The sequence below is a fragment of the Pedobacter sp. AC212 genome (genome assembly GCF_979258625.1).
Genome location: NZ_OZ409870.1, coordinates 5,069,615 through 5,090,601, shown reverse-complemented (window position 1 = coordinate 5,090,601; position 20,987 = coordinate 5,069,615). Strand labels below are relative to the sequence as shown.

Here is a 20,987-nt window from a genome sequence, read left to right as displayed (position 1 = left end):
ATTTGTCCCGTGGTAACCGCCGCGGGACTTTTTCAATCTTTCAAAGTTTTAGCATGATCAAAACCCAACCTATCTTTCAGCATCCCATCTCTTCTAATGCTCGTTCCAATAATTGGCGTTCTGCCAGAATAAAATTAATAGCACTTTCTTTTTTAATTCTTTCAAGTGCAAACCTCTTTGCTCAAAAAGTAGAGCGAATAGAGCCTATGTTCTGGTATGCAGGAATGCACAATCCGAAACTCCAACTGCTTGTTCATGGAGAAAACATTGCTGCCAGTACGATCTCATTAACTTACCCAGGTGTAAAGCTGGTTAAGGTAAATAAAGTTGAAAATCCAAATTATTTGTTTTTGGATTTAGAACTTTCTTCAGCAGTAAAATCGGGAACGTTCCCGATTAATTTTACAGTTAAAGGAAAAAAAATATTTAGTTACCAATATGAATTAAAGAACCGCAATAAAAACGCAGACAGAATTCAGGGGGTAACGCAAAAAGATTTTATTTACTTATTAATGCCAGATCGTTTTTCGAATGGCGACAAAAGTAATGATGTTGTTAATGGCTTAGCAGAAACAGCACTCAATCGTGATAGTATGTATTACCGTCACGGTGGAGATATTCAAGGGGTAATCAATCATTTAGACTACCTTAAAGATTTAGGAATCACCACGGTTTGGATGACTCCCGAAATTGAAAACGATATGGAAAAGGCTTCCTATCATGGTTACGCGGTAACAGATCATTATAAAATTGATCCCCGTTATGGAACAAACGAACTTTACAAAAAATATGTAGAAGCTGCTCATGCAAAAGGCATGAAGGTAATTAAAGATGTGGTCCATAATCACATCGGTACGGGTCATTGGTTTTTCAAAGATTTGCCCATGAAGAGCTGGGTACACCAATGGCCAAAATATACGCAAACCAGTTATCGCGATCAAACGGTAATGGATACTCACGCATCTGCTGCCGATCGTAAAAAAATGTTAGATGGTTGGTTTGTCCCATCTATGCCCGATCTTGATCAAACCAATCCTTACGTTCAAAATTATTTAACGCAAAATCACATTTGGTGGATTGAATATGCTGGAATTGATGGCTTACGTTTAGATACTTATCCCTATAACGATCCGGCATACATGGCCGATTGGGCAATTAAATTGAAAGCTGAGTTTCCAACTTTATCCATTTTTGGAGAGACTTTTGTGTCAGGCGTAGCTAACCAGGCTTATTTCACAGGTGGAAATACCGTTAATCGTGGTTTCGATACGCACTTGCCGGGCATTACCGACATGGCCGTTAAAGAAGCGATTTACGAAGCTTTGAATGGTAAAAACGGCTGGACAGATGGTATTAACCGATTGTATGATGTGGTGGCACATGATTTTCTATACAAAGACCCTACATTAAATTGTATCGCTTTAGATAATCATGACATGAGTCGCTTTTATTCTGTGGTAAATGAAGATTTTGATAAATATAAAATGGGTTTAGCCATGCTATTAACCATGCGTGGTATTCCTCAAATGTATTATGGAACTGAAATTTTGATGAAAAATTTCTCTGCCCCTGATGGTCTGGTTCGTTCTGATTTTCCTGGCGGATGGGAAGGAGATAAAAAAGATAAGTTTATCGCCGATGGCAGAACAAACAAAGAAAACGAAGCTTTCAATTTTGTGAAGACTTTGGCCATTTACCGCAAAAATAGCCCAGCTTTACAAACTGGTAAATTAATGCAGTTTGTACCTGAAGATGATATCTATGTTTATTTTAGATACAATGCTACTGCAAAAGGCACGGTAATGGTTATCGTGAATAATGCAGACAAAGAGAAAACGCTCAATACGGAGAGATTTGCAGAAAGAACAACTGGAATTACTACTGCCAAAAATGTGATTTCCGGAGAAAGCATCCAAATCAAAGAAATTAAAGTGCCAGCAAAAACCACCTTAGTTCTAGAATTAAATTAATATTCATTCATTGCCGTTCGGCTTTAGTCAACGGATTTTTATAACAGCAATGCAAAACACATCAAACATACAACCTTCAACCTCAATTAAAGCCTGTCTCTTTGATTTGGATGGTGTACTGGTAGATACAGCAGTTTACCATTACCAAGCCTGGAAACGTTTGGCCAATACCATGGGTTTCGATTTTACAGAAGAACAAAATGAGCAGCTTAAGGGCGTAAGTCGTGTAGAAAGCTTAAATAAAATTTTGGCCTGGGGTAATGTACAAAAAACCGATGCGGAGAAGGAAGAACTTGCCAGTTTGAAAAATAGCTGGTATGTGGATATGATTACCAAAATGACTCCTGCTGAAGTGTTGCCTGGAACGGTTGATTTTTTAACGGCTATTCACCAGGTGGGCTATAAACTGGCTTTAGGTTCTGCAAGTAAAAATTCAGGAATCATTTTAGAGCGTACCAATCTTGCTCATTTCTTTGATGAAATTGTAGATGGTAACATGGTTACAAAATCAAAACCAGATCCGGAGGTATTTTTGAAAGGCGCAGAACTTTTAGGCTTTAAACCTGATGAATGCGTGGTTTTTGAAGATGCTGTTGCAGGCGTTGAGGCTGCAAAACGTGGCGGAATGAAGGCCATAGGAATTGGCGAAAAAAGCATACTTACCGAGGCAGACCTTGTGGTAAGTGGGTTAGATAAATTAACGGTTGAAGATTTAGAAAAGTTATAAAAAGGCAAGTGCCATCATTGCGAGGCACGAAGCAATCTCAATAAAGGAATTCAATAAAATTGTGAGAACGAACACTCTAAATGAGATTGCTTCGTACCTCGCAATGACGAAAGTATAAAAGATGAAGAATTACATTAAAGCAGACGAGTGGAGTATTATCGAAGAAGGCTTTGATCCACATTTAAATAAAATTTCAGAAAGTATTTTCAGCTTGGGTAATGGTCGTATGGGCCAGCGTGCCAATTTTGAAGAAACTTATTCTGGAGAAACTCTTTTGGGGAATTATGTTGCAGGCGTTTATTATCCTGATAAAACCCGTGTGGGATGGTGGAAAAATGGCTATCCAGAATATTTTGCTAAAGTTTTAAATGCGGCAAATTGGGTAGGTATCGAAGTGAAATTAGATGATGAAATTTTGGATTTGGCAACAGCCGAAGTAAGTGAATTCAAACGCGTTTTGAATATGCATGCCGGGGTTTTGGAGCGTACTTTTACAGCCAAACTTAACAGTGGTAAAATCGTTAAAGTTAAATCAACTCGTTTTTGTAGCATTGCCGATGATGAAGTTGGAGCGATCCGTTACAGCATTACGCCTGTAAACTTTGATGGCAAAATCACGCTAATGCCTTTCATCGATGGCGATATCAAAAATCAGGACAGCAACTATGATGAGAAATTCTGGACTTTGGTTTCTGATGAAATTACCGACTCAGAGGCCTATATCAAACTGAGAACAAAGAAAACTGAATTTGAAGTTTGCACTGGAAGCCACATTGAATTGTATAAAAACTCGGATAAAGTTTCCATCAATCCGGAAGCTGTTCGAAAGGAAAAATTCGTCGGACAAACTTTTTCAGTTGATGTAAAAGCGAATGAGGAAATCACTTTGATTAAAATCGCCGCGAATTTATCTTCAGAAAATTATGCAAAAGAATCACTTTTAAAAGAGGCAAAAGCAGTTATCGCGAAAGCAAAAGCTAAAGGTTTCGATACGTTATTAAAAGAACAAAATGAAGCCTGGGCAACGAAATGGGAAGAAAGCGATATCATTATTGAAGGTGATGTTTCGGCGCAACAGGCCATTCGTTTCAATATTTTTCAGTTGTTCCAAACCTATACAGGTAAAGATGATCGGTTGAACATTGGTCCGAAAGGTTTTACCGGCGAGAAATACGGGGGTTCTACTTATTGGGATACCGAAGCTTATTGTGTGCCTTTTTACTTAGCCACTGCTCCGCAGGAAGTAAGCAAAAACTTGTTGGTTTATCGCCACAAACAATTGGGCAAAGCCATTGAAAATGCGGCGAAATTAGGTTTCAAAGATGGTGCTGCTTTGTATCCGATGGTTACCATGAATGGCGAAGAATGCCACAATGAGTGGGAAATCACTTTCGAGGAAATCCACCGCAATGGTGCTATTGCATTCGCAATTTACAACTACATCCGCTATACTGGCGATGAAAGTTATTTATCAGATTTTGGTTTGGAGGTGCTTATCGGCATTGCACGTTTCTGGAAACAGCGTGTAAACTGGAGCGGTGAAAAACAGCAATATGTAATGCTTGGTGTTACTGGTCCGAACGAGTATGAGAACAACGTAAACAACAACTGGTATACCAATTTATTAGCAACCTGGTGCATGAAGTATGCAACAGAAGCTGCCGAAATTGTGAAAAATCAGCAGCCAGAAAAATATAACAGTTTATTAAAAAGCTTAAATTTCGATGCTCAGGAATTTGCTGATTGGGCAGATATCATCGAGAAAATGTATTATCCAGAAGATAAAAATCTGGGAATTTTCTTACAACAAGATGGATATCTGGATAAGGAGCAAACTTTGGTAAAAGATTTACCAGCAAGTGAAAGGCCAATTAACCAGAAGTGGAGTTGGGATAGGATTTTGCGCTCACCATTCATCAAACAAGCTGATGTTTTACAAGGATTATATTTCTTCGAAGAAGATTACGACCTGGAAACTATCAGAAGAAACTTCGATTTTTATGAGCCACGTACCGTTCACGAAAGTTCATTATCGCCTTGCGTACACAGTATTTTGGCCGCTAAATTAAATGATGAAGCTCGTGCTTACGAATTCTATTTACGTACTGCCCGTTTAGATTTGGACGATTACAACAACGATACGGAAGATGGCTTACACATTACATCGATGGCCGGAACCTGGATGAGTGTGGTAGAAGGTTTCGCCGGTATGCGTGTTCGCGATGGTAAATTGCAGTTTAATCCTTTCTTACCAAAGCAGTGGAAATCGTTCTCGTTTACCATTGGTTTCAGAGGTGCAACTTTGAAAATAAATATCACTGAAAACGGCATCAATATTAAAAATAATAACGCTGTTGATTTAGAAATCGGAATCAGAAATCAGTTTTATAAACTGTCTGGAAACGCAGAAATCGAAGTAAATAACGCGGAGTTGGTATGAGAAAGGTTGATGGTTTAGAGGTTGAGGGTATAGGGTTTATGGCGCAGAGCTTAAAACCAGCAAAGAGTTTTTCGGCTCTATGCTCGTTCCCCTTTGGAGGGGGTTGGGGGAGGACTTTAGCTCTTTTACTTATCTTTACCATTATTTCACAATCATCCTTTGCACAAAAAAAGAGTAAAAATATGAACGATAAGCAAATCGTTATATATCAGTTATTGCCCCGTTTATTCGGAAACAAGAATACCACCAACATCCCATACGGAACCATTGAGCAAAATGGTTCTGGTAAATTTAATGATATCACAGATCGGGCGCTAGATGGGATCAAAGAGTTGCATGTAAATTACGTTTGGTACACGGGCGTTATTGCACATGCAAGCCTCACCAATTATTCGAATTATGGAATTAAGGTTGATGATGCCGACGTGGTTAAGGGCAGGGCTGGTTCGCCTTATGCAATCCGCGATTATTACGATGTAAATCCTGATTTAGCAGTGGATGTAAAAAACCGGATGCAGGAATTTGAAGCGTTAGTAAATAGAACACATGCAAAGAATTTAAAGGTCATTATCGACTTTGTTCCAAACCATGTAGCCAGAGGTTACCATTCTTATTCCAAACCAAAAAATGTGATCGACTTTGGCGCTAATGACGACGTAACTAAAGCTTTCAGCACAAAAAATGATTTTTATTACATCCCTGGTCAGCCGCTCGTAGTGCCTACTAACGGACAAGAGACGCCGCTTTCTATTCTTCAAGATGGCAAGTTTGACGAAAACCCGGCAAAGGCTACTGGCAACGACGCGTTTACTGCTGCTCCAAAATACGACGATTGGTACGAAACTGTTAAGCTGAATTATGGCTTGGATTATCTGAACGGGAGAAAAGAATATTTTAGTCCCATCCCTCCGGTTTGGACGAAGATGCGAGATATTTTAGTTTTTTGGGCAGATAAAGGTGTTGACGGATTCAGGTGCGATATGGCCGAAATGATTCCTATTGCATTTTGGAACTGGGTTATTCCACAGGTTAAAAAAGTTAATCCTAATTTGATTTTCTTAGGTGAAGCCTACAATCCTCAGGTTTACAAACAATATTTAGAAGAAGGAAAATTCGATTACCTATACGATAAAGTGGGTTTATATGATGGCTTAAAAAAGCTGATTAGAAATGAAGCCGAGGCAGATGTGTCGGTTATTCGTTACGTTTGGCAGAAAGAAAGCGCTGGCTTTGGAAAAAAAATGTTGCGCTTTTTAGAGAACCACGATGAAGAACGGATTGCATCGACAGGCTTTGCGGGTAAGGCCGAACTGGCGCTACCTGCGATGGTGGTTTCTGCTACCTTAGGTGCTGGTCCGGTAATGTTGTATTTCGGACAGGAAGTTGGAGAACCGGGGAAAGGAAAAGAAGGTTATGGCGGAGATGATAACCGCACCACTATCTTTGATTATTGGGGTGTTCCAAATCATCAAAAATGGATGAATGGTGGCTTGTTTGATGGACATAAACTTAATGCTACCCAGCAACATTTAAGAGCTTATTACAAACAGCTTTTGAAAGTCACATCAGCAAGTGATGCAGTATTGAACGGCGAAATCTTTGAGATTCCTCAAAGCGGAAACATGAATAACCGAATGTATGCTTTCATTCGTTACTCTGGTAAGCAACGTTTGTTGGTAGTGGCGAATTTCGATAGAAATTTAACGTTGGAGGCGAGCATCCAAATCCCTGAAGCGGTATTGAAAGTTAAGAATTCATCTCCGGTTACGGAATTGTTAACAGATACAAAACTGAACATACCAGCAGGAACAACTATACCCGTTAAACTTGCACCAGTTTCGGCACAAGTAATAGAATTTTAGAATGATGAGTTTCATGGTCTGTGTCACCACAGACCATTTTAAATTTACATTTCGGTCTGTGAAAACACAAACCGAGTAATAGCAATAAAAAAAATTGCGCCTTTGCGTTATTCACTTAGCGTACTTTGAGGTTAAATAAAAACCAAATATAATGAGCTTAAAAACAATATTCGAGAACCCGAAACTAACGCTTGCACAAATTATCAATATGAGTGTCGGGTTTTTCGGAATTCAGTTTGGCTGGGATTTGCAACGTGCCAATATGGGGCGTATTTACGAAAATCTTGGTGCAAACCCCGATCAGGTTCCGCTGTTATTTTTAGCTGCCCCGTTAACGGGTTTGTTGGTTCAACCGATTATTGGTTACCTAAGCGATAGAACCTGGCACCCAAAATGGGGGAGAAGAAGGCCTTATTTTATGATTGGGGCAATTGTAAGCAGTATCGCTTTAATTTTTATGCCACACAGCAGCGCTTTGTGGATGGCTGCGGGCTTACTTTGGGTTTTAGATGTATTTGGTAATATTGCAATGGAACCTTTCCGTGCTTTTGTTACCGATAAGTTGCCAGATAGCCAGGTGAATCGCGGTTTTATTATGCAAAGCATGATGATCGGTTTAGGTGGAAGTGTAGCTTCGGCCTTACCCTGGTTGATGAACAATGTTTTCGATTTACAGAACACAGCAGCTCAGGGTCAGATTCCTGAGAATGTAAGATTCTCTTTTTATATCGGTGCGTTTTTCTTTTTTGCTGCCGTATTGTGGACGGTTTTTACCACCAAAGAATATCCACCACAAGATCCCGATTTTAAAGAGAAGTTGAAGGAAAATAGTAATGGTTTTTTAGGTGGTGCAAAAGAAATCTTTCATGCGTTAAGCAATATGCCTAAGCGTATGCAAATTGTTTCTCTTGTACAATTTTTTACCTGGCCAGGCTTATTTCTAATGTGGTTTTACTACACTACAGCAGTAGCGGTAAATGTTTTTGGAGGCAAAGATGCTGCCGATCCTGTATATGCACAGGGAGCAGATTTCGGAAGTTTAACCCTGGCTTATTATAGCGTAATTACTTTCCTTTTTGCATTGGTGTTACCTAAAATTGCTGATGCATTGGGCAGAAAAACAACTCATGCCATTTGTTTGCTTTGTGGCGCAATTGGACTAATCAGCGTGGCTTGGGTACATGATAAAAATATGCTTTATCTATGCATGACTGGTGTTGGTATCGCCTGGGCAAGTATTCTTTCCATGCCTTATGCCATGCTCAGTGGTTCTTTACCAAAAGATAAAATAGGTATTTACATGGGAATATTTAATTTCTTCATCGTTTTACCTGAGATCATTGCATCACTGGGTTTCGGCTGGTTAATGCGAAATGTGCTTAATAATGACAGGCTTTTAGCGGTTCAGCTGGGCGGTGGCTTAATGATTTTAGCCGCAGTTATTTGTTATCTGTTTATCAGAGAACCGAAGAAAACAGATGAAACATTAGCTTCAGAACTGGCTATTGAAGAAAATAGATCAGTATAACTTAAGTCGTCATTGCCTGCCTGCCACAAGCAGGCAATGACGCAAGCCTTTTATAAATCCCTAACCAAATGAAAAAAATTATTTACCTCCTACTGCTGGTTACAGCATTTAATACCTCATGCAAAAAATCTTCAACAGAGGGTGGAACAGAAATTCCAACCCAACCCTCGGTAGATTTACCTGCGGGCGCAAAAGATGGTGTCGCTTTCATTAACAACGGAACTTCGGCAATTGTTACCCTTTATGCGCCTGGGAAAAATTCAGTTTCACTTATTGGTGAATTTAATGATTGGGCTGTAACGGCTTCGGTGATGAAAAAAACTGCAGATGGTAACACCTGGTGGATTCAGGTAAACAACCTAAATCCAAATACCGAATATGCTTATCAATTTTTTATTGATGGCAAATTAAAGGTTGCCGATTCCTTACAGCGAAAAAGTGCTTGATCCGGATAATGACAAGTATATATCTGCAACTGTTTATCCAAATCTAAAAGCTTATCCTGCAGGGAAAACTACGGGAATTGTGAGTGTGATGCAGGCTAATCAACCGGTTTACACCTGGAAAAATGCTGGTTTTGCCAGGCCTGAAAAAAACAATTTAGTTATTTATGAATTGCTGATCCGCGATTTTACAACAGAGCACAACTATGCTTCTACGTTAACCAAACTTGATTACTTATTGAGTTTAGGCATCAATGCCATCGAATTAATGCCTGTAAACGAGTTCGAAGGAAATTTAAGCTGGGGTTATAATCCCTCGTTTTATTTTGCTGCGGATAAATATTATGGAAGCAAAACGGCATTGCAAAACTTTATCGATGAGTGTCACGGTAAAGGAATTGCTGTGATTTTAGACCTCGTTTTGAACCATTCTTTTGGTCAATCGCCAATGGTACAGATGTATTTTGATAATTCGAAACCTACTTCAAATAGCCCATGGTTTAATGTGGATGCAAAACATCCGTATAATGTTGGTTACGACTTTAATCATGAAAGTGCAGCAACCAAAAAGTTTTCGAAAGATGTGATGAAATTCTGGATGCAGCAATACAAAATTGATGGATTTAGATTTGATTTGTCAAAAGGCTTCACCCAAAAAACTTCTACAGATGATGCGGGAATGAGTGCTTATGATGCAAGCAGAATTGCGATTTGGAAAGAATACAATAGCTATATCAAAAGCATCGACCCTAATAATTTCTATGTTATTTTAGAACATTTTGCTGATGCGACAGAAGAAAAAGTGTTGGCTGATGAGGGGATGATGCTTTGGAACAACGTAAACTACAACATGAATGAAGCCACCATGGGCTGGTTGGGGAATTCCAATTTCCAATGGGGTTTTTATGCCAATCATGGTTTTTCAAAATCTGAGAACCTGGTTACCTATGGTGAAAGTCATGATGAAGAGCGGTTAAATTTTAAAAATTTCACCTACGGAAATGCCGCTGGCACTTATTCGATCAAAGGCAATTTAGCTACATCTTTAAAACGAGAAGAAATGGCCGCAGCTTTTCTATTGGCTATTCCCGGGCCAAAAATGATTTGGCAATTTGGCGAATTGGGCTACGATGTCAGTATCGATTTCAATGGAAGAACTGGTGAAAAACCCATCAAATGGGAATATTTCAACGATCCTAGTCGGAAGGAGCTGCTTGATGCTTATGCAAAATTTATTCGTTTAAAAAGAAACAATTCTGTTTTTAACACGACAAATTCAACTTACAATTTAGCTGGCGGGATTAAGTATATCAAGCTTATAGAGGGTTCGAATACAGTAATTGTTGTTGGCAACTTTGATGTAGTTAATCAAACTTCAAACATTGATTTCGGATCTTCGGGATCGTGGTTTGATGCAGTTGGTAGCAACATTAACTTGTCTTCTAATGCTTACACGGCCACTTTTGCTCCAGGCGAATATCATATTTTCAGTAAAAGTGTGTTGAAATAGCGCTTTTATAATTTCATTTCGAAGCTCCCGTTTTACACTTTAATTCGATTATATCTTTAAATCTGCGGCTTCGGTCTTAATAATCTTGATGTTTTTAGTTAATATTGTTTTAACAACAACTCATCCTAAATGAACGAAAAATTAACGCATCACCTGTTATGGGAACGACTTCGTTCTGGCGACAGAGATGCGTTTTTTGATCTTTACCGAACGCTTTATTATCCACTCGTAAATTTTGGAATTCGGGTATGTGCCGATGCAGATACTTCCAGCGAAGCTACGGATCTGGTTTTTACCACCATTTGGGAAAAGCATGAAACACTCAATCGGGTAGATAATGTAGAAGCCTATCTTCGAACCTTTTTAAAACGCAAACTCTTGCGAATCCTCGAGCGAAAGCGTAAGATTAACGATGCACTTTCGAACGCTGGTGCCGATGGAGATTGGATGGAAATGAGTTATGAGGAGTTTATTGTAAAAGTGCAAAGCGATGAACTGGTGAAACACCAACTCAAAAATGCGCTAGAGAAGCTCACTTTTCGTCAAAAACAACTGATTCATTTAAAGTTTTTTGAGGGTTTAAGCTACGAGCAGATTGCTGAACAAACGAACCAAAGCATTAAAACGGCTTACAACACCATTTACGATGCGCTAAAAATATTGAGGAAAGAGTTTAAGGGATAGATCGGGTTGCTCTGGGATATTAAGCCAAACTTGCTTTCTTCACCGTTCCTTAACTAAATATTGACCTGCTGCATTTCAATGAAAGCTCTTAGCTGGTCGTCATCCCGGCGAGCTCCCACGGCCCGTCATCTCGACCGAAGCGCAGCGTAGTGGAGAGATCTTTTCCACTTGTGAACATCATTCAAAGATTTTTTTGCTTCATAAATAATATAATTATCAACAAAGCACTTTATCCCGCAATTAAATTTCTTGTTTTCAAGCCTGCAAAGGCCAATTATTCTGAATATTATAAAAAAGTTAAAATTTCTTTAGGAAAAAATTAAACTTTTAGGCACTGATATATAAAAGGCAAACAACAATGGTTGATAGAAGTAAATTCAACGCAGAAGATTTCCTTGTCGATTCTACATTTCAGCAATATTGCGCTGGAACCGACAAACTTTGTGTTGGATATTGGGAGAAGTACATTAATGCCCACCCGGAACAGGCGGAAGTAATTGCCGAAGCGAAAAAATTATATGTGATTTTGAGCGGAAAAAAACGCCAGTTAAATTCACAAGTAGATTTTTTTAAGCAAGAGATGTTTCCACAACAGGAGATAAGTGCTAAAATAAGGTCTTTTTTATGGCTAAAAATTGCAGCGGCAATTGTGGTAGTTTTAGGTGCCACTTTACTTTATTTAAGCTATCGTAATTTTAAGAGCAGCGAATCCACACAGGAAGTGTTCACCTGGACAACAAAAAGCGGTGAAAGAAAAAAAATCAAGCTACAGGATGGAACGGTGGTTCTGCTAAATGCAAAAAGTACACTTTCAATTCTTAAAGGATTTAATCATGATAAAAGAGAAGTAAACCTCATAGGGGAAGCTTTTTTTGATGTCGTTCATAATAAAGAAAAACCTTTTAAAGTACATACTTCCGATTTTGATATCAATGTTTTGGGTACAGCATTTAACGTTAAATCTTATCCAGATGAAATCACTTCCGAAGCGACTTTGATTCGAGGTTTAATTACAATGGAAGCCGCAAATGGCAATGGAGGTACAATTACGTTGAAACCAAGCCAGAAGGTAACTTTCTACAAAACCCAACCATCGCTCAGAAAACCCAAGTTATCAAAACCCTCGCTGGCACGACCGGAAATCGCAATAAACCATTATACCGTTATAAAAGACAGCACAATCGTAGAAACCGCCTGGACTAAAAATCGCATCGAAATTTACGATCAGGATTTTGACGAAATCAAAGCCGTTTTAGAAAAATGGTACAATGTTAAAATCAAGTTTACTAACAGCGAAGTTGAAAAGTATCGTTTCACGGCTACATTCAGCAACGAAACCATTGAACAAGTTCTTTCAGCATTACAAAACGTAGAATATTTTAAATATGAGATAAAAGGAAATGAGGTGATCATCTCAAAATAAGAATAAAAAAAGGACGGTGTTGGAGCACCGCCCTTAATATTTCTTCTTTGATTAATTAATGGCAGTTTATGCGCAAACAGATTGCTGCCAAGAACTTATGCAACCAAAAAAACAAAAATATGATTAATTATTACTTACTGCAAGGGCATCCGCTTCGCCGGAAGCTCTTAAAATTCATTTTGCTAATGAAATTGGCCTGTATTATGGTTTTCATTACTTGCCTGAATGTTTCTGCATCGGTGTTTTCTCAGGAAAAAATATCCCTCGATGTAAAGAAAACGAAATTAGGTAAGGTTTTACAGATTATTGAACAGCAGAGCAGCTACCATTTTGTGTATAGCGCTTCTTATGTCCCGGTAAATAAAGATGTAAGCATCACCGTAACCAATACTTTGGTTACTGACGTTTTAGCCACTATTTTAAACAGAACGAACCTGAAATATTCTGTTTCTGATGGAGGTTTGATCGTGATTAGCAGGAATAAAGAAGTACCCATTACCGGTACAATCAAAGATGCTTCAGGAGGCGCATTACCGGGTGCAAGCGTTCGTGTTAAAGGAACAGGAATTGGAACCTCGACCGATATTAATGGCAAATTTGCTTTAAATGCTCCAGAAAATGCTGTTTTAGTCGTTTCTTATGCGGGTTTTCAAACTAAAGAAGTTGCTATCGGAAGCCAAACGACAATCAGTATTACATTGGTTGAAGATACCAAACAACTTACTGATGTAGTGGTAACCGCATTGGGTATTAAGAAAGAAAGAAGAGCACTAGGTTATTCGGTTACGCAGCTTTCTGGCGAAACTTTAACGCAAGCCAGAGAAAATAACATCACCAATTCGTTAGTAGGTAAAGTTGCGGGCTTAGATATTGCCGGAACTTCAGGAGGAGCGGGAGCGGCTACCAATGTCACTATTCGTGGTGTTTCGAGCATGGGTCCATCAAGTCAGCCGCTTTATGTGGTTAATGGGATACCGATGGAAAACTCTCCGGTAGGATATAAAAGCACCATTGGAATTGGAAACAACGGTGGGCAATACGATAACGCACCAGATTTGGGAGATGCCATTAGCAACATCAATCCTGATGATATCGAGAGCATTTCAGTATTAAAAGGAGCTGCAGCATCAGCGTTATATGGCAACCGAGCTAAAGCAGGTGTAATCTTAATCACCACAAAAAGTGGTAAAGGAAACAGCATTGAGTTTAGCAGTAATTATGTAGCTGAGCAGGTAATGGACAGAACCAACTGGCAATATGTTTACGGTCAGGGGGTAAACGGACAGAAACCTACTACACAATTGGCTGCGGCTTCTACAGGAAGCTCAAGCTGGGGTGCGCCTCTTGATGGATCAAGCGTTATTCAGTTTGACGGGGTAAGCAGGCCGTATTCAGCACAGCAAGATAATATCGAAGATTTTTATAGAACCGGTGGCAGCTGGACAAACACTTTGGCTTTGAACAAATCGTTTACAGGTGGAGTAATTCGTTTATCTGCAAGTGATTTAACGAATCGTTCGGTGGTGCCAAACTCAGGTTTAAACAGACAGAACTTTACGTTGTCGAGCACATTCGATCCGGTTAAAAATTTGGTGATTGATGCCCGTGTAAACTACATTTTAGAGCAGGCAAAAAACCGCCCGATGTTATCAGATGGGGCAGGTAATGCCAATTACAATGCAGCATTTTTGCCAACCAGTGTAAACATCGCCACATTACAGCCAGGCAAAAAGCCCGATGGAAACGAACTTTCGTACAATACAGGCAATCCATATGCTACAAATCCTTGGTTCGCTGCAAACGATTTTATACATGATACCAATAGAGAACGTTTGTTAAGTTCGGTAAGTGCGAAATATACTTTTGATAATGGATTGTTTTTGCAAGCCAGAGCCGGAAGAGATTCTTATAAAGATACATACATTGCAGTTACGCCATCTGGCACCGCTTATGATGTTGATGGAGGATATACCGAACAGAACAGTAAATTTTCTGATATCAACGTGGATGGGTTAATTGGTAAATCATTCAAAATTGATGACATCTCCATTACGCCCAATATTGGCGCCAGCTACCGTAGAACACATAGTGAAGGGATAACCAATAGTGGTGCGAATTTCCAGCTTTTTGGAATTTATACTTTGGCCAATACGGGTGGGAAATCTGTTTCTGCCTATAAACAAGATCAGGAAACACAGTCCATCTATGGTACGCTGGAAGTTACTTATAAAGATATTTTATATTTAACGGGAAGTGCCCGCAGTGATTGGTTTTCTACATTGGCAACTCCTGGAAGAGACAATAAACTAAACACCGTTTACCCGGCTGTTAGTGGATCATTTGTTTTTTCTGAATTGTGGAAACCATCTTTCTTAAGCTTTGGTAAATTAAGAGCAGGTTATGCGATGGTTGGTCAGGCTACCAGTCCTTTCCAAACGCAATTGTATTATAACTTACGTAGCGAGTCCATCAACAATAATCCGCTGGGTAATATTGTTAACGGCGCAATTCCGAATGCTTCTTTATTTGCATCAAGTGCAACAGAGTTGGAAATTGGAACGGAGCTGAGATTTTTCGGAGATCGTTTAAATGTTGATTTCACCTGGTACAACAAAAAATCAAAAGATGAAATTATCGATGTGCCCACTTCTACCACAACAGGATACAATGGTGCGGTATTAAACATTGGTCAGTTAAGAAATCGGGGTATTGAAGCATTAGTTTCTGGGGTGATATTAAAAAATCAGGATTTTAGCTGGACATCAAGCATCAACGGATCTCGTAATAATAATATGGTACTTACGCTTGCTCCTGGAACGGCGTCGCAGCCTTTGGCAACGTCACGCAGTAACGTTGGTTTTCTTCAAAATTTAGAAGGTAAACCTATTGCACAAATCATGGCTTATGATTTTCAGTACGATGCAAATGGAAACATTGTAAGAGATACTAATGGTGTTCCACAACGAGGAGAATTAAAAGATTATGGTTCGGCATATCATAAATGGACTGCCGGCTGGAATAACGAATTTAATTATAAAGGCGTAAATCTCTCTTTCTTAATCGATGGGAAATGGGGCGGTAAAATCTTCTCAGCAACAGATTATTATGGCTATGTTTTTGGTTTACACCAAGCTACCTTAGAAAACCGTGATCAATTGGGTATTGGTGCAGCAAATTATTATAGCACTTACGCCAACAATGTTTCCAAACAGTTTGTGCAAGATGCCAGTTTCATCAAGTTCCGTCAGTTTATATTGGGGTATAACTTTCCAGCAAAGGTTTTTAATAACAAAATTAAAGGCTTAAACGTAAGTTTTGTAGGGCGTAATCTGTTCATTTTAATGAAGAAAACCGATAATATCGATCCCGAATCCAGCTATAACGCAACCATTCCTGGAATGGAACTCGGTGGCGTTCCGCCGGTGCGTACCTATGGTTTAAATTTAAGTGTTAAGTTATAATCTTTAAAAAGAATTGAAAATGAAAACGATCATAAAATTATACGTACCACTTCTATTATCAGGCCTGGCGCTAATAACAAGCTGTACTAAAAACTTCGAAAAAATTAATACTGACCCTTTATCGGTAAATCAAGAACAATTTAACCCAAATTATTTATTATCAACAGCCCAATTGAATTATACGGGCAGTGTAGATTTTGCTTATGAAACCTGGCGTGGCAACTTGATTTATGCCTCAACAATGATGCAGGGCATGTCATCAGTAATTAGTTATTGGGCTGGTGATAAATACATGCTGAATGAGGGCTACACCGCCGCCTATTGGGAAAAAGCTTATCCTGATCAAATAAAATATGCAGCAGATTTGGTTGAGTTTACCAAAGGGAAAGCGCAGTATAATAACGTACACCAAATTGGTAGAATCTGGAAAGCACTAATGTTTCAACGGTTGACAGATTTGTATGGCGATATACCGTATTTCGATGCAGGTAAAGGATATTATACCGGAAATTTATATCCAAAATATGATGCACAGCAGGCCATTTATGCCGATCTCTTAAAAGAAGTTGATGAAGCAGGAACAGCACTTACAGCTGGTGGTGATGCAGTAACGGGCGATTTGGTTTATGGTGGTGATGTAAACAAATGGAAGCGCTTTGCTGCCAGTTTAATGTTGCGCATGGCGATGAGGTTAACCAAAGCTGATGCAACTTTAGCACAAAGTTACATTACAAAAGCTGTTGGTAAAACCATGACTGGCGATGCCGATAACGCCTTGTTTAAACATGATGCAAATGGCGGCAGAGTTACCCAAAACAGAGCAGCACAGGTGTTATTGGGCGATGGTGGTCAGGAGAATTTTTATACCCGATGGAGCAGTACTTTCATCAATTATTTAAAAGCCAATAACGATCCGCGTTTGGGTAAAGTTGCAGTAACGAAGCTTTATTTAACAGATGTAACAAAAGCGCAAAACCCTGCTTTTATTACAACTGCATCTGTTCAAAAAGGGATGCCAAATGGTAAAGATTTAAGTGGTATTGCAGGCAGAGATGTTCGTCAAGATGCTTCTTATACTGATTTTACTGACTATTCTTCTCCTAATCCAGGCATGTTAAAAAGGGATGGAAATACCATTATTCTTACCTATGCCGAAACTGAATTGCTTTGGGCAGAAGCCGCACAACGCTTCAACATTGGTGGCTCGGCAGCTGCACACTATAATGCAGGCGTTACCGCCGCAATGACTTATCTATCTCAGTTTGATCCATCCATGGCTTTAACGGCCGGCGATGCTGCTACCTATTTAACTGCTCATCCTTATGTTGCAGCTAATGGTTTAGAAATGATTTCTACGCAATATTGGGCGCACACCATTACCATGTTGGATTTTTACGAAACGTGGTCGAACTGGAGAAGAACTGGATTACCTGCACTGGTTCCAATTGTTTACCCAAATACCAATACAGGCGGCTCAATTCCGCGGAGGTTCCCTTATCCTTTAATAGAAGGCGTATCTAATGCGGCGAATTACAAAACAGCATCAGCAGCGGTTCCGGGTGGTGATAAATTGGTTGGAAGAGTTTGGTGGGATAAATAGACAGACTTGAAAGCTTTTAAAACCGGTGTCATTTATTTTGGCACCGGTTTTTTTTTGAGTAACATTTCTAATGAGGTTTTTGATTAACGGCAGTTTAACTTGATATTTATGAACCAAACTCAACTAAATGAAATTCAGATTTTTACTAAGTATGTTTTTACTTGCAGGCATAGCTATATATGCTCAGCAAAGCCCAAAAAGAAACCAGTCAAAAGAAACCTTTACCTCAACTCAGGTTACCGTAAAAGAGGAGCCTAAATCAATAGCTAATGAACGTGCTATAAAAGTCGAAAGTTCGGTGATTACCAATCATTCAGTAAATATCGATGGAAAATCAGTTCCTTACAAGGCAACTACTGGTACGCTTCCCGTTTGGGATGAAGATGGAAAACCCATAGCAGGGTTATTTTATACCTATTACGAAAGAAGTGATGTTTCTAATCGCGATAAAAGACCGTTGGTGATCTCCTTCAATGGTGGCCCCGGTTCTGCCTCAGTTTGGATGCACATCGCTTACACTGGTCCGGTGGTGTTAAACATCGATGATGAAGGTTACCCGGTTCAGCCATATGGCTACAAAGAAAACCCTTACTCTATTTTGGATGTTGCAGATATCGTTTACATCGATCCGGTAAACACGGGTTATTCTCGGGCAGTTAGTAAAGATATTCCAACCAATAAATTTTTTGGTGTAAAAGCCGATATCAAATATCTGGCAGAATGGATCAACACTTTTGTAACTAGAAACAACCGCTGGGCATCGCCGAAATTTTTAATTGGTGAAAGCTACGGAACCACCCGTGTTTCAGGTTTAGCTTTAGAACTTCAAAATAACCAGTGGATGTATTTAAATGGGGTAGTTTTAGTTTCGCCAACAGAACTGGGAATAGAGCGTGGCGGGCCAGTTGAAGCGGCTTTACGTTTACCTTATTTCGCGGCGACCGCCTGGTACCACAAATTGTTGCCTCAGGATTTGCAATCAAAAGATTTAACAGCAATGTTGCCTGAGGTGGAAAATTTCACTATCAATGAGGTGATTCCGGCAATTTCTCAAGGCAGCATGTTAAGTGCTGAAAAAAAGAAAGCTATTGCAGCGAAAATGGCCCGTTATTCGGGTTTATCGGAGAAAGTAATAATAGACTATAACTTAAATGTGCCAACAAATTTTTTCTGGAAAGAACTGATGAGAGACAAGGGTTTTACTGTTGGTCGTTTAGATTCCCGCTATCGCGGAATCGATAAAATGAGTGCTGGTGAGGGGCCGGATTATAATGCAGAGCTTACTTCGTGGCTGCATTCTTTCACGCCTGCAATTAACATGTACATCCGCAACGAGCTTAACTACAAAACCGATTTAAAGTATAACATGTTTGGCTCGGTTTATCCCTGGGATAGAAGTGGCGACCAAACCGGTGATAACCTTCGTCAGGCGATGGCGCAAAACCCTTATTTACATTTATTGGTGCAATCGGGTTACTACGATGGTGCTTGCGACTATTTCAATGCAAAATACAGCATGTGGCAATTAGATGCTGCGGGCAAATTTCAAGATCGCATGAGTTGGGAAGGCTACCGTAGCGGGCACATGATGTACCTGCGTAAAGAAGATTTGAAAAATTCCAATAATCACATTCGGGAGTTTATAAAAAAAGCATTGCCAAAAGCAGGTGAAGCGGCAAAGTTTTAACCAGGATTTTTTTAGGATTTAGGGATTCTAAGATCATACGCAAATTGGGTATGAATCCTCAGGCGCTATATTTCAAAATCAGTCTTGAGACAAAATTATTTGAAGCGCAAAGTCAGTACAACTATTTCTGTTGGTCCTGCTTTACGCTTCAATCTTTTTTGCGTAATTGTTGTGGAAAATTGAACAGAAGCTATCAAAAAAGTATTTTCGCTTCAATCAGGGCTAATTAACTTTGGGTATTGAATAGCCAGCTTACAACAATAGTTCCCAGCAATATTAACGGTTAACTTACCGTATGTGGCTTCGAAAGCAAATAACCAATTCACTTTTCCTTGTGTTGACGGTAAGTTAGTGAACATCAGATAACTGTTTCTTGCTACCTCCTCGTCCCAGCGGGACGTTTCCTCGGTAGCAAAATTAGGTGTGATAATTATTTCGTTCCGTTAGGAACGTTTCATGATCTTCGTCGATCTTTATTCAGGTGTTGCCACCTAAACCTGATCGACCGGATACCGATTCTTCATCGGTAGGAGATAGAGCAGGGCGGGACCAAGGCGATTTTTTACTGTCATTGCTTTCCAAATCATAGTCAAAATGCAATTCATCATCGCGTTATTTAGTTAGCAGGAGCGAAACAAAAAACTGTTGACCGCAAACTAAAAATAATTACTTATTTTTGTGGTTCAATTATGCAGCAAATAAAAACATCATTCGATTTTGAGAAACCTATTGCCGATTTAGTTCAGCAGATAGAAAAGGTTAAACAAGTTGCCGATAAAACAAAGGTAGATATGTCTGCCACGTTAGACGAGCTTGATGGCAAATTAGAAGAGACCACCAACAATTTATATAAAAATTTAACTGGCTGGAATAAGGTTCAAATGAGCCGTCATCCCGATCGTCCGCAAACACTCGATTACATCAGCATGATTTGTGATGATTTTATTGAGTTACATGGCGATAGGACAGTTAAAGATGATAAGGCAATTATCGGCGGTTTTGCTACCATAAACGGTCAAACGGTAATGGTTATCGGGCACCAAAAAGGTAAAAACACCAAAGAACGACAGTTTCGCAATTTCGGTATGGCCAACCCTGAAGGCTACCGCAAAGCTTTACGTTTAATGCGCCTGGCCGAGAAGTTTAACAAACCTGTAGTTTCTTTTATCGATACGATGGGTGCATATCCTGGTTTGGAAGCTGAAGAACGTGGTCAGGGTGAAGCAATTGCCCGCAACTTATTAGAAATGTCGGTGCTTCGTGTGCCCATTATTTGTGTTGTTGTTGGCGAAGGTGCATCTGGCGGCGCTTTAGGTATTGGTATTGGCGATAAAGTTTATATGCTTGAGCATACCTGGTATTCGGTTATTTCACCAGAATCTTGCTCTTCAATTCTTTGGAGAAGCTGGGATTTTAAAGAAAAAGCTGCTGAATGTTTGAAGTTAACTTCTGATGATATGTTCGGCAACAAATTAATCGACGGCATTATTCCAGAACCACTTGGAGGTGCTCATCAAGATCCTGAATTAATGGGTCAAACGCTGAAAGAATATCTTATAAAGGATTTGGCTGCCTTAGGTAAGTTGAAAACCGATAAGATGATCGAGCAAAGAATTGAAAAGTTCTGTGAAATGGGCGTTGTAAATGAATAA

Annotated in this window: 13 protein-coding genes; all 13 read left to right on the top strand. The window is 39.4% G+C overall.

The genetic code is table 11. The annotated features are described in order from the left end of the window. The first annotated feature begins 53 nt into the window (after positions 1-53). The 13 genes from ACZZZC_RS21910 to ACZZZC_RS21850 all read left to right on the top strand — a co-directional run bounded on the left by ACZZZC_RS21910 (position 54) and on the right by ACZZZC_RS21850 (position 20,987). Positions 54-1,970 (top strand): glycoside hydrolase family 13 protein, encoded by a 1,917-nt coding sequence (locus ACZZZC_RS21910; RefSeq protein WP_463488129.1) that lies wholly within the window; start codon positions 54-56, stop codon positions 1,968-1,970. A gap of 49 nt (positions 1,971-2,019) precedes the next feature. Continuing rightward, complete coding sequence (pgmB, locus tag ACZZZC_RS21905) at positions 2,020-2,697, top strand: beta-phosphoglucomutase (protein ID WP_463488128.1); 678 nt, start codon at positions 2,020-2,022, stop codon at positions 2,695-2,697. 121 nt (positions 2,698-2,818) lie between these two features. Further along, the gene (locus tag ACZZZC_RS21900) at positions 2,819-5,137 is read left to right on the top strand and encodes a glycoside hydrolase family 65 protein (RefSeq protein WP_463488127.1); all 2,319 of its coding nucleotides are present in this window, start codon (positions 2,819-2,821) and stop codon (positions 5,135-5,137) included. A gap of 182 nt (positions 5,138-5,319) precedes the next feature. Continuing rightward, the gene (locus ACZZZC_RS21895; RefSeq protein ID WP_463488126.1) at positions 5,320-6,999 is read left to right on the top strand and encodes an alpha-amylase family glycosyl hydrolase; all 1,680 of its coding nucleotides are present in this window, start codon (positions 5,320-5,322) and stop codon (positions 6,997-6,999) included. 151 nt (positions 7,000-7,150) lie between these two features. After that, positions 7,151-8,527 carry an MFS transporter gene (locus ACZZZC_RS21890; RefSeq protein ID WP_463488125.1) on the top strand — a complete coding sequence of 459 codons (1,377 nt, stop codon included), beginning with the start codon at positions 7,151-7,153 and terminating at the stop codon, positions 8,525-8,527. A gap of 68 nt (positions 8,528-8,595) precedes the next feature. Continuing rightward, on the top strand, positions 8,596-8,973 hold the full coding sequence (locus ACZZZC_RS21885; protein WP_463488124.1) for an early set domain-containing protein: 378 nt from the start codon (positions 8,596-8,598) through the stop codon (positions 8,971-8,973). After that, complete coding sequence (locus ACZZZC_RS21880) at positions 8,942-10,480, top strand: alpha-amylase family glycosyl hydrolase (protein ID WP_463488123.1); 1,539 nt, start codon at positions 8,942-8,944, stop codon at positions 10,478-10,480. The genes ACZZZC_RS21885 and ACZZZC_RS21880 overlap by 32 nt, the downstream gene beginning before the upstream one ends. A gap of 129 nt (positions 10,481-10,609) precedes the next feature. Next, positions 10,610-11,164 (top strand): RNA polymerase sigma factor, encoded by a 555-nt coding sequence (locus ACZZZC_RS21875; protein WP_463488122.1) that lies wholly within the window; start codon positions 10,610-10,612, stop codon positions 11,162-11,164. A gap of 358 nt (positions 11,165-11,522) precedes the next feature. After that, complete coding sequence (locus tag ACZZZC_RS21870) at positions 11,523-12,587, top strand: FecR family protein (protein WP_463484002.1); 1,065 nt, start codon at positions 11,523-11,525, stop codon at positions 12,585-12,587. A 119-nt stretch (positions 12,588-12,706) separates the two neighbouring features. Next, entirely contained in the window at positions 12,707-16,048 is a 3,342-nt protein-coding gene (locus tag ACZZZC_RS21865) for a SusC/RagA family TonB-linked outer membrane protein (protein WP_463488121.1), read from the top strand. A 19-nt stretch (positions 16,049-16,067) separates the two neighbouring features. Continuing rightward, positions 16,068-17,648 (top strand): SusD/RagB family nutrient-binding outer membrane lipoprotein, encoded by a 1,581-nt coding sequence (locus ACZZZC_RS21860; RefSeq protein WP_463488120.1) that lies wholly within the window; start codon positions 16,068-16,070, stop codon positions 17,646-17,648. 127 nt (positions 17,649-17,775) lie between these two features. Then, positions 17,776-19,335 carry a S10 family peptidase gene (locus ACZZZC_RS21855; RefSeq protein WP_463488119.1) on the top strand — a complete coding sequence of 520 codons (1,560 nt, stop codon included), beginning with the start codon at positions 17,776-17,778 and terminating at the stop codon, positions 19,333-19,335. A gap of 689 nt (positions 19,336-20,024) precedes the next feature. Beyond that, positions 20,025-20,987 (top strand): acetyl-CoA carboxylase carboxyltransferase subunit alpha, encoded by a 963-nt coding sequence (locus tag ACZZZC_RS21850; protein ID WP_463483998.1) that lies wholly within the window; start codon positions 20,025-20,027, stop codon positions 20,985-20,987.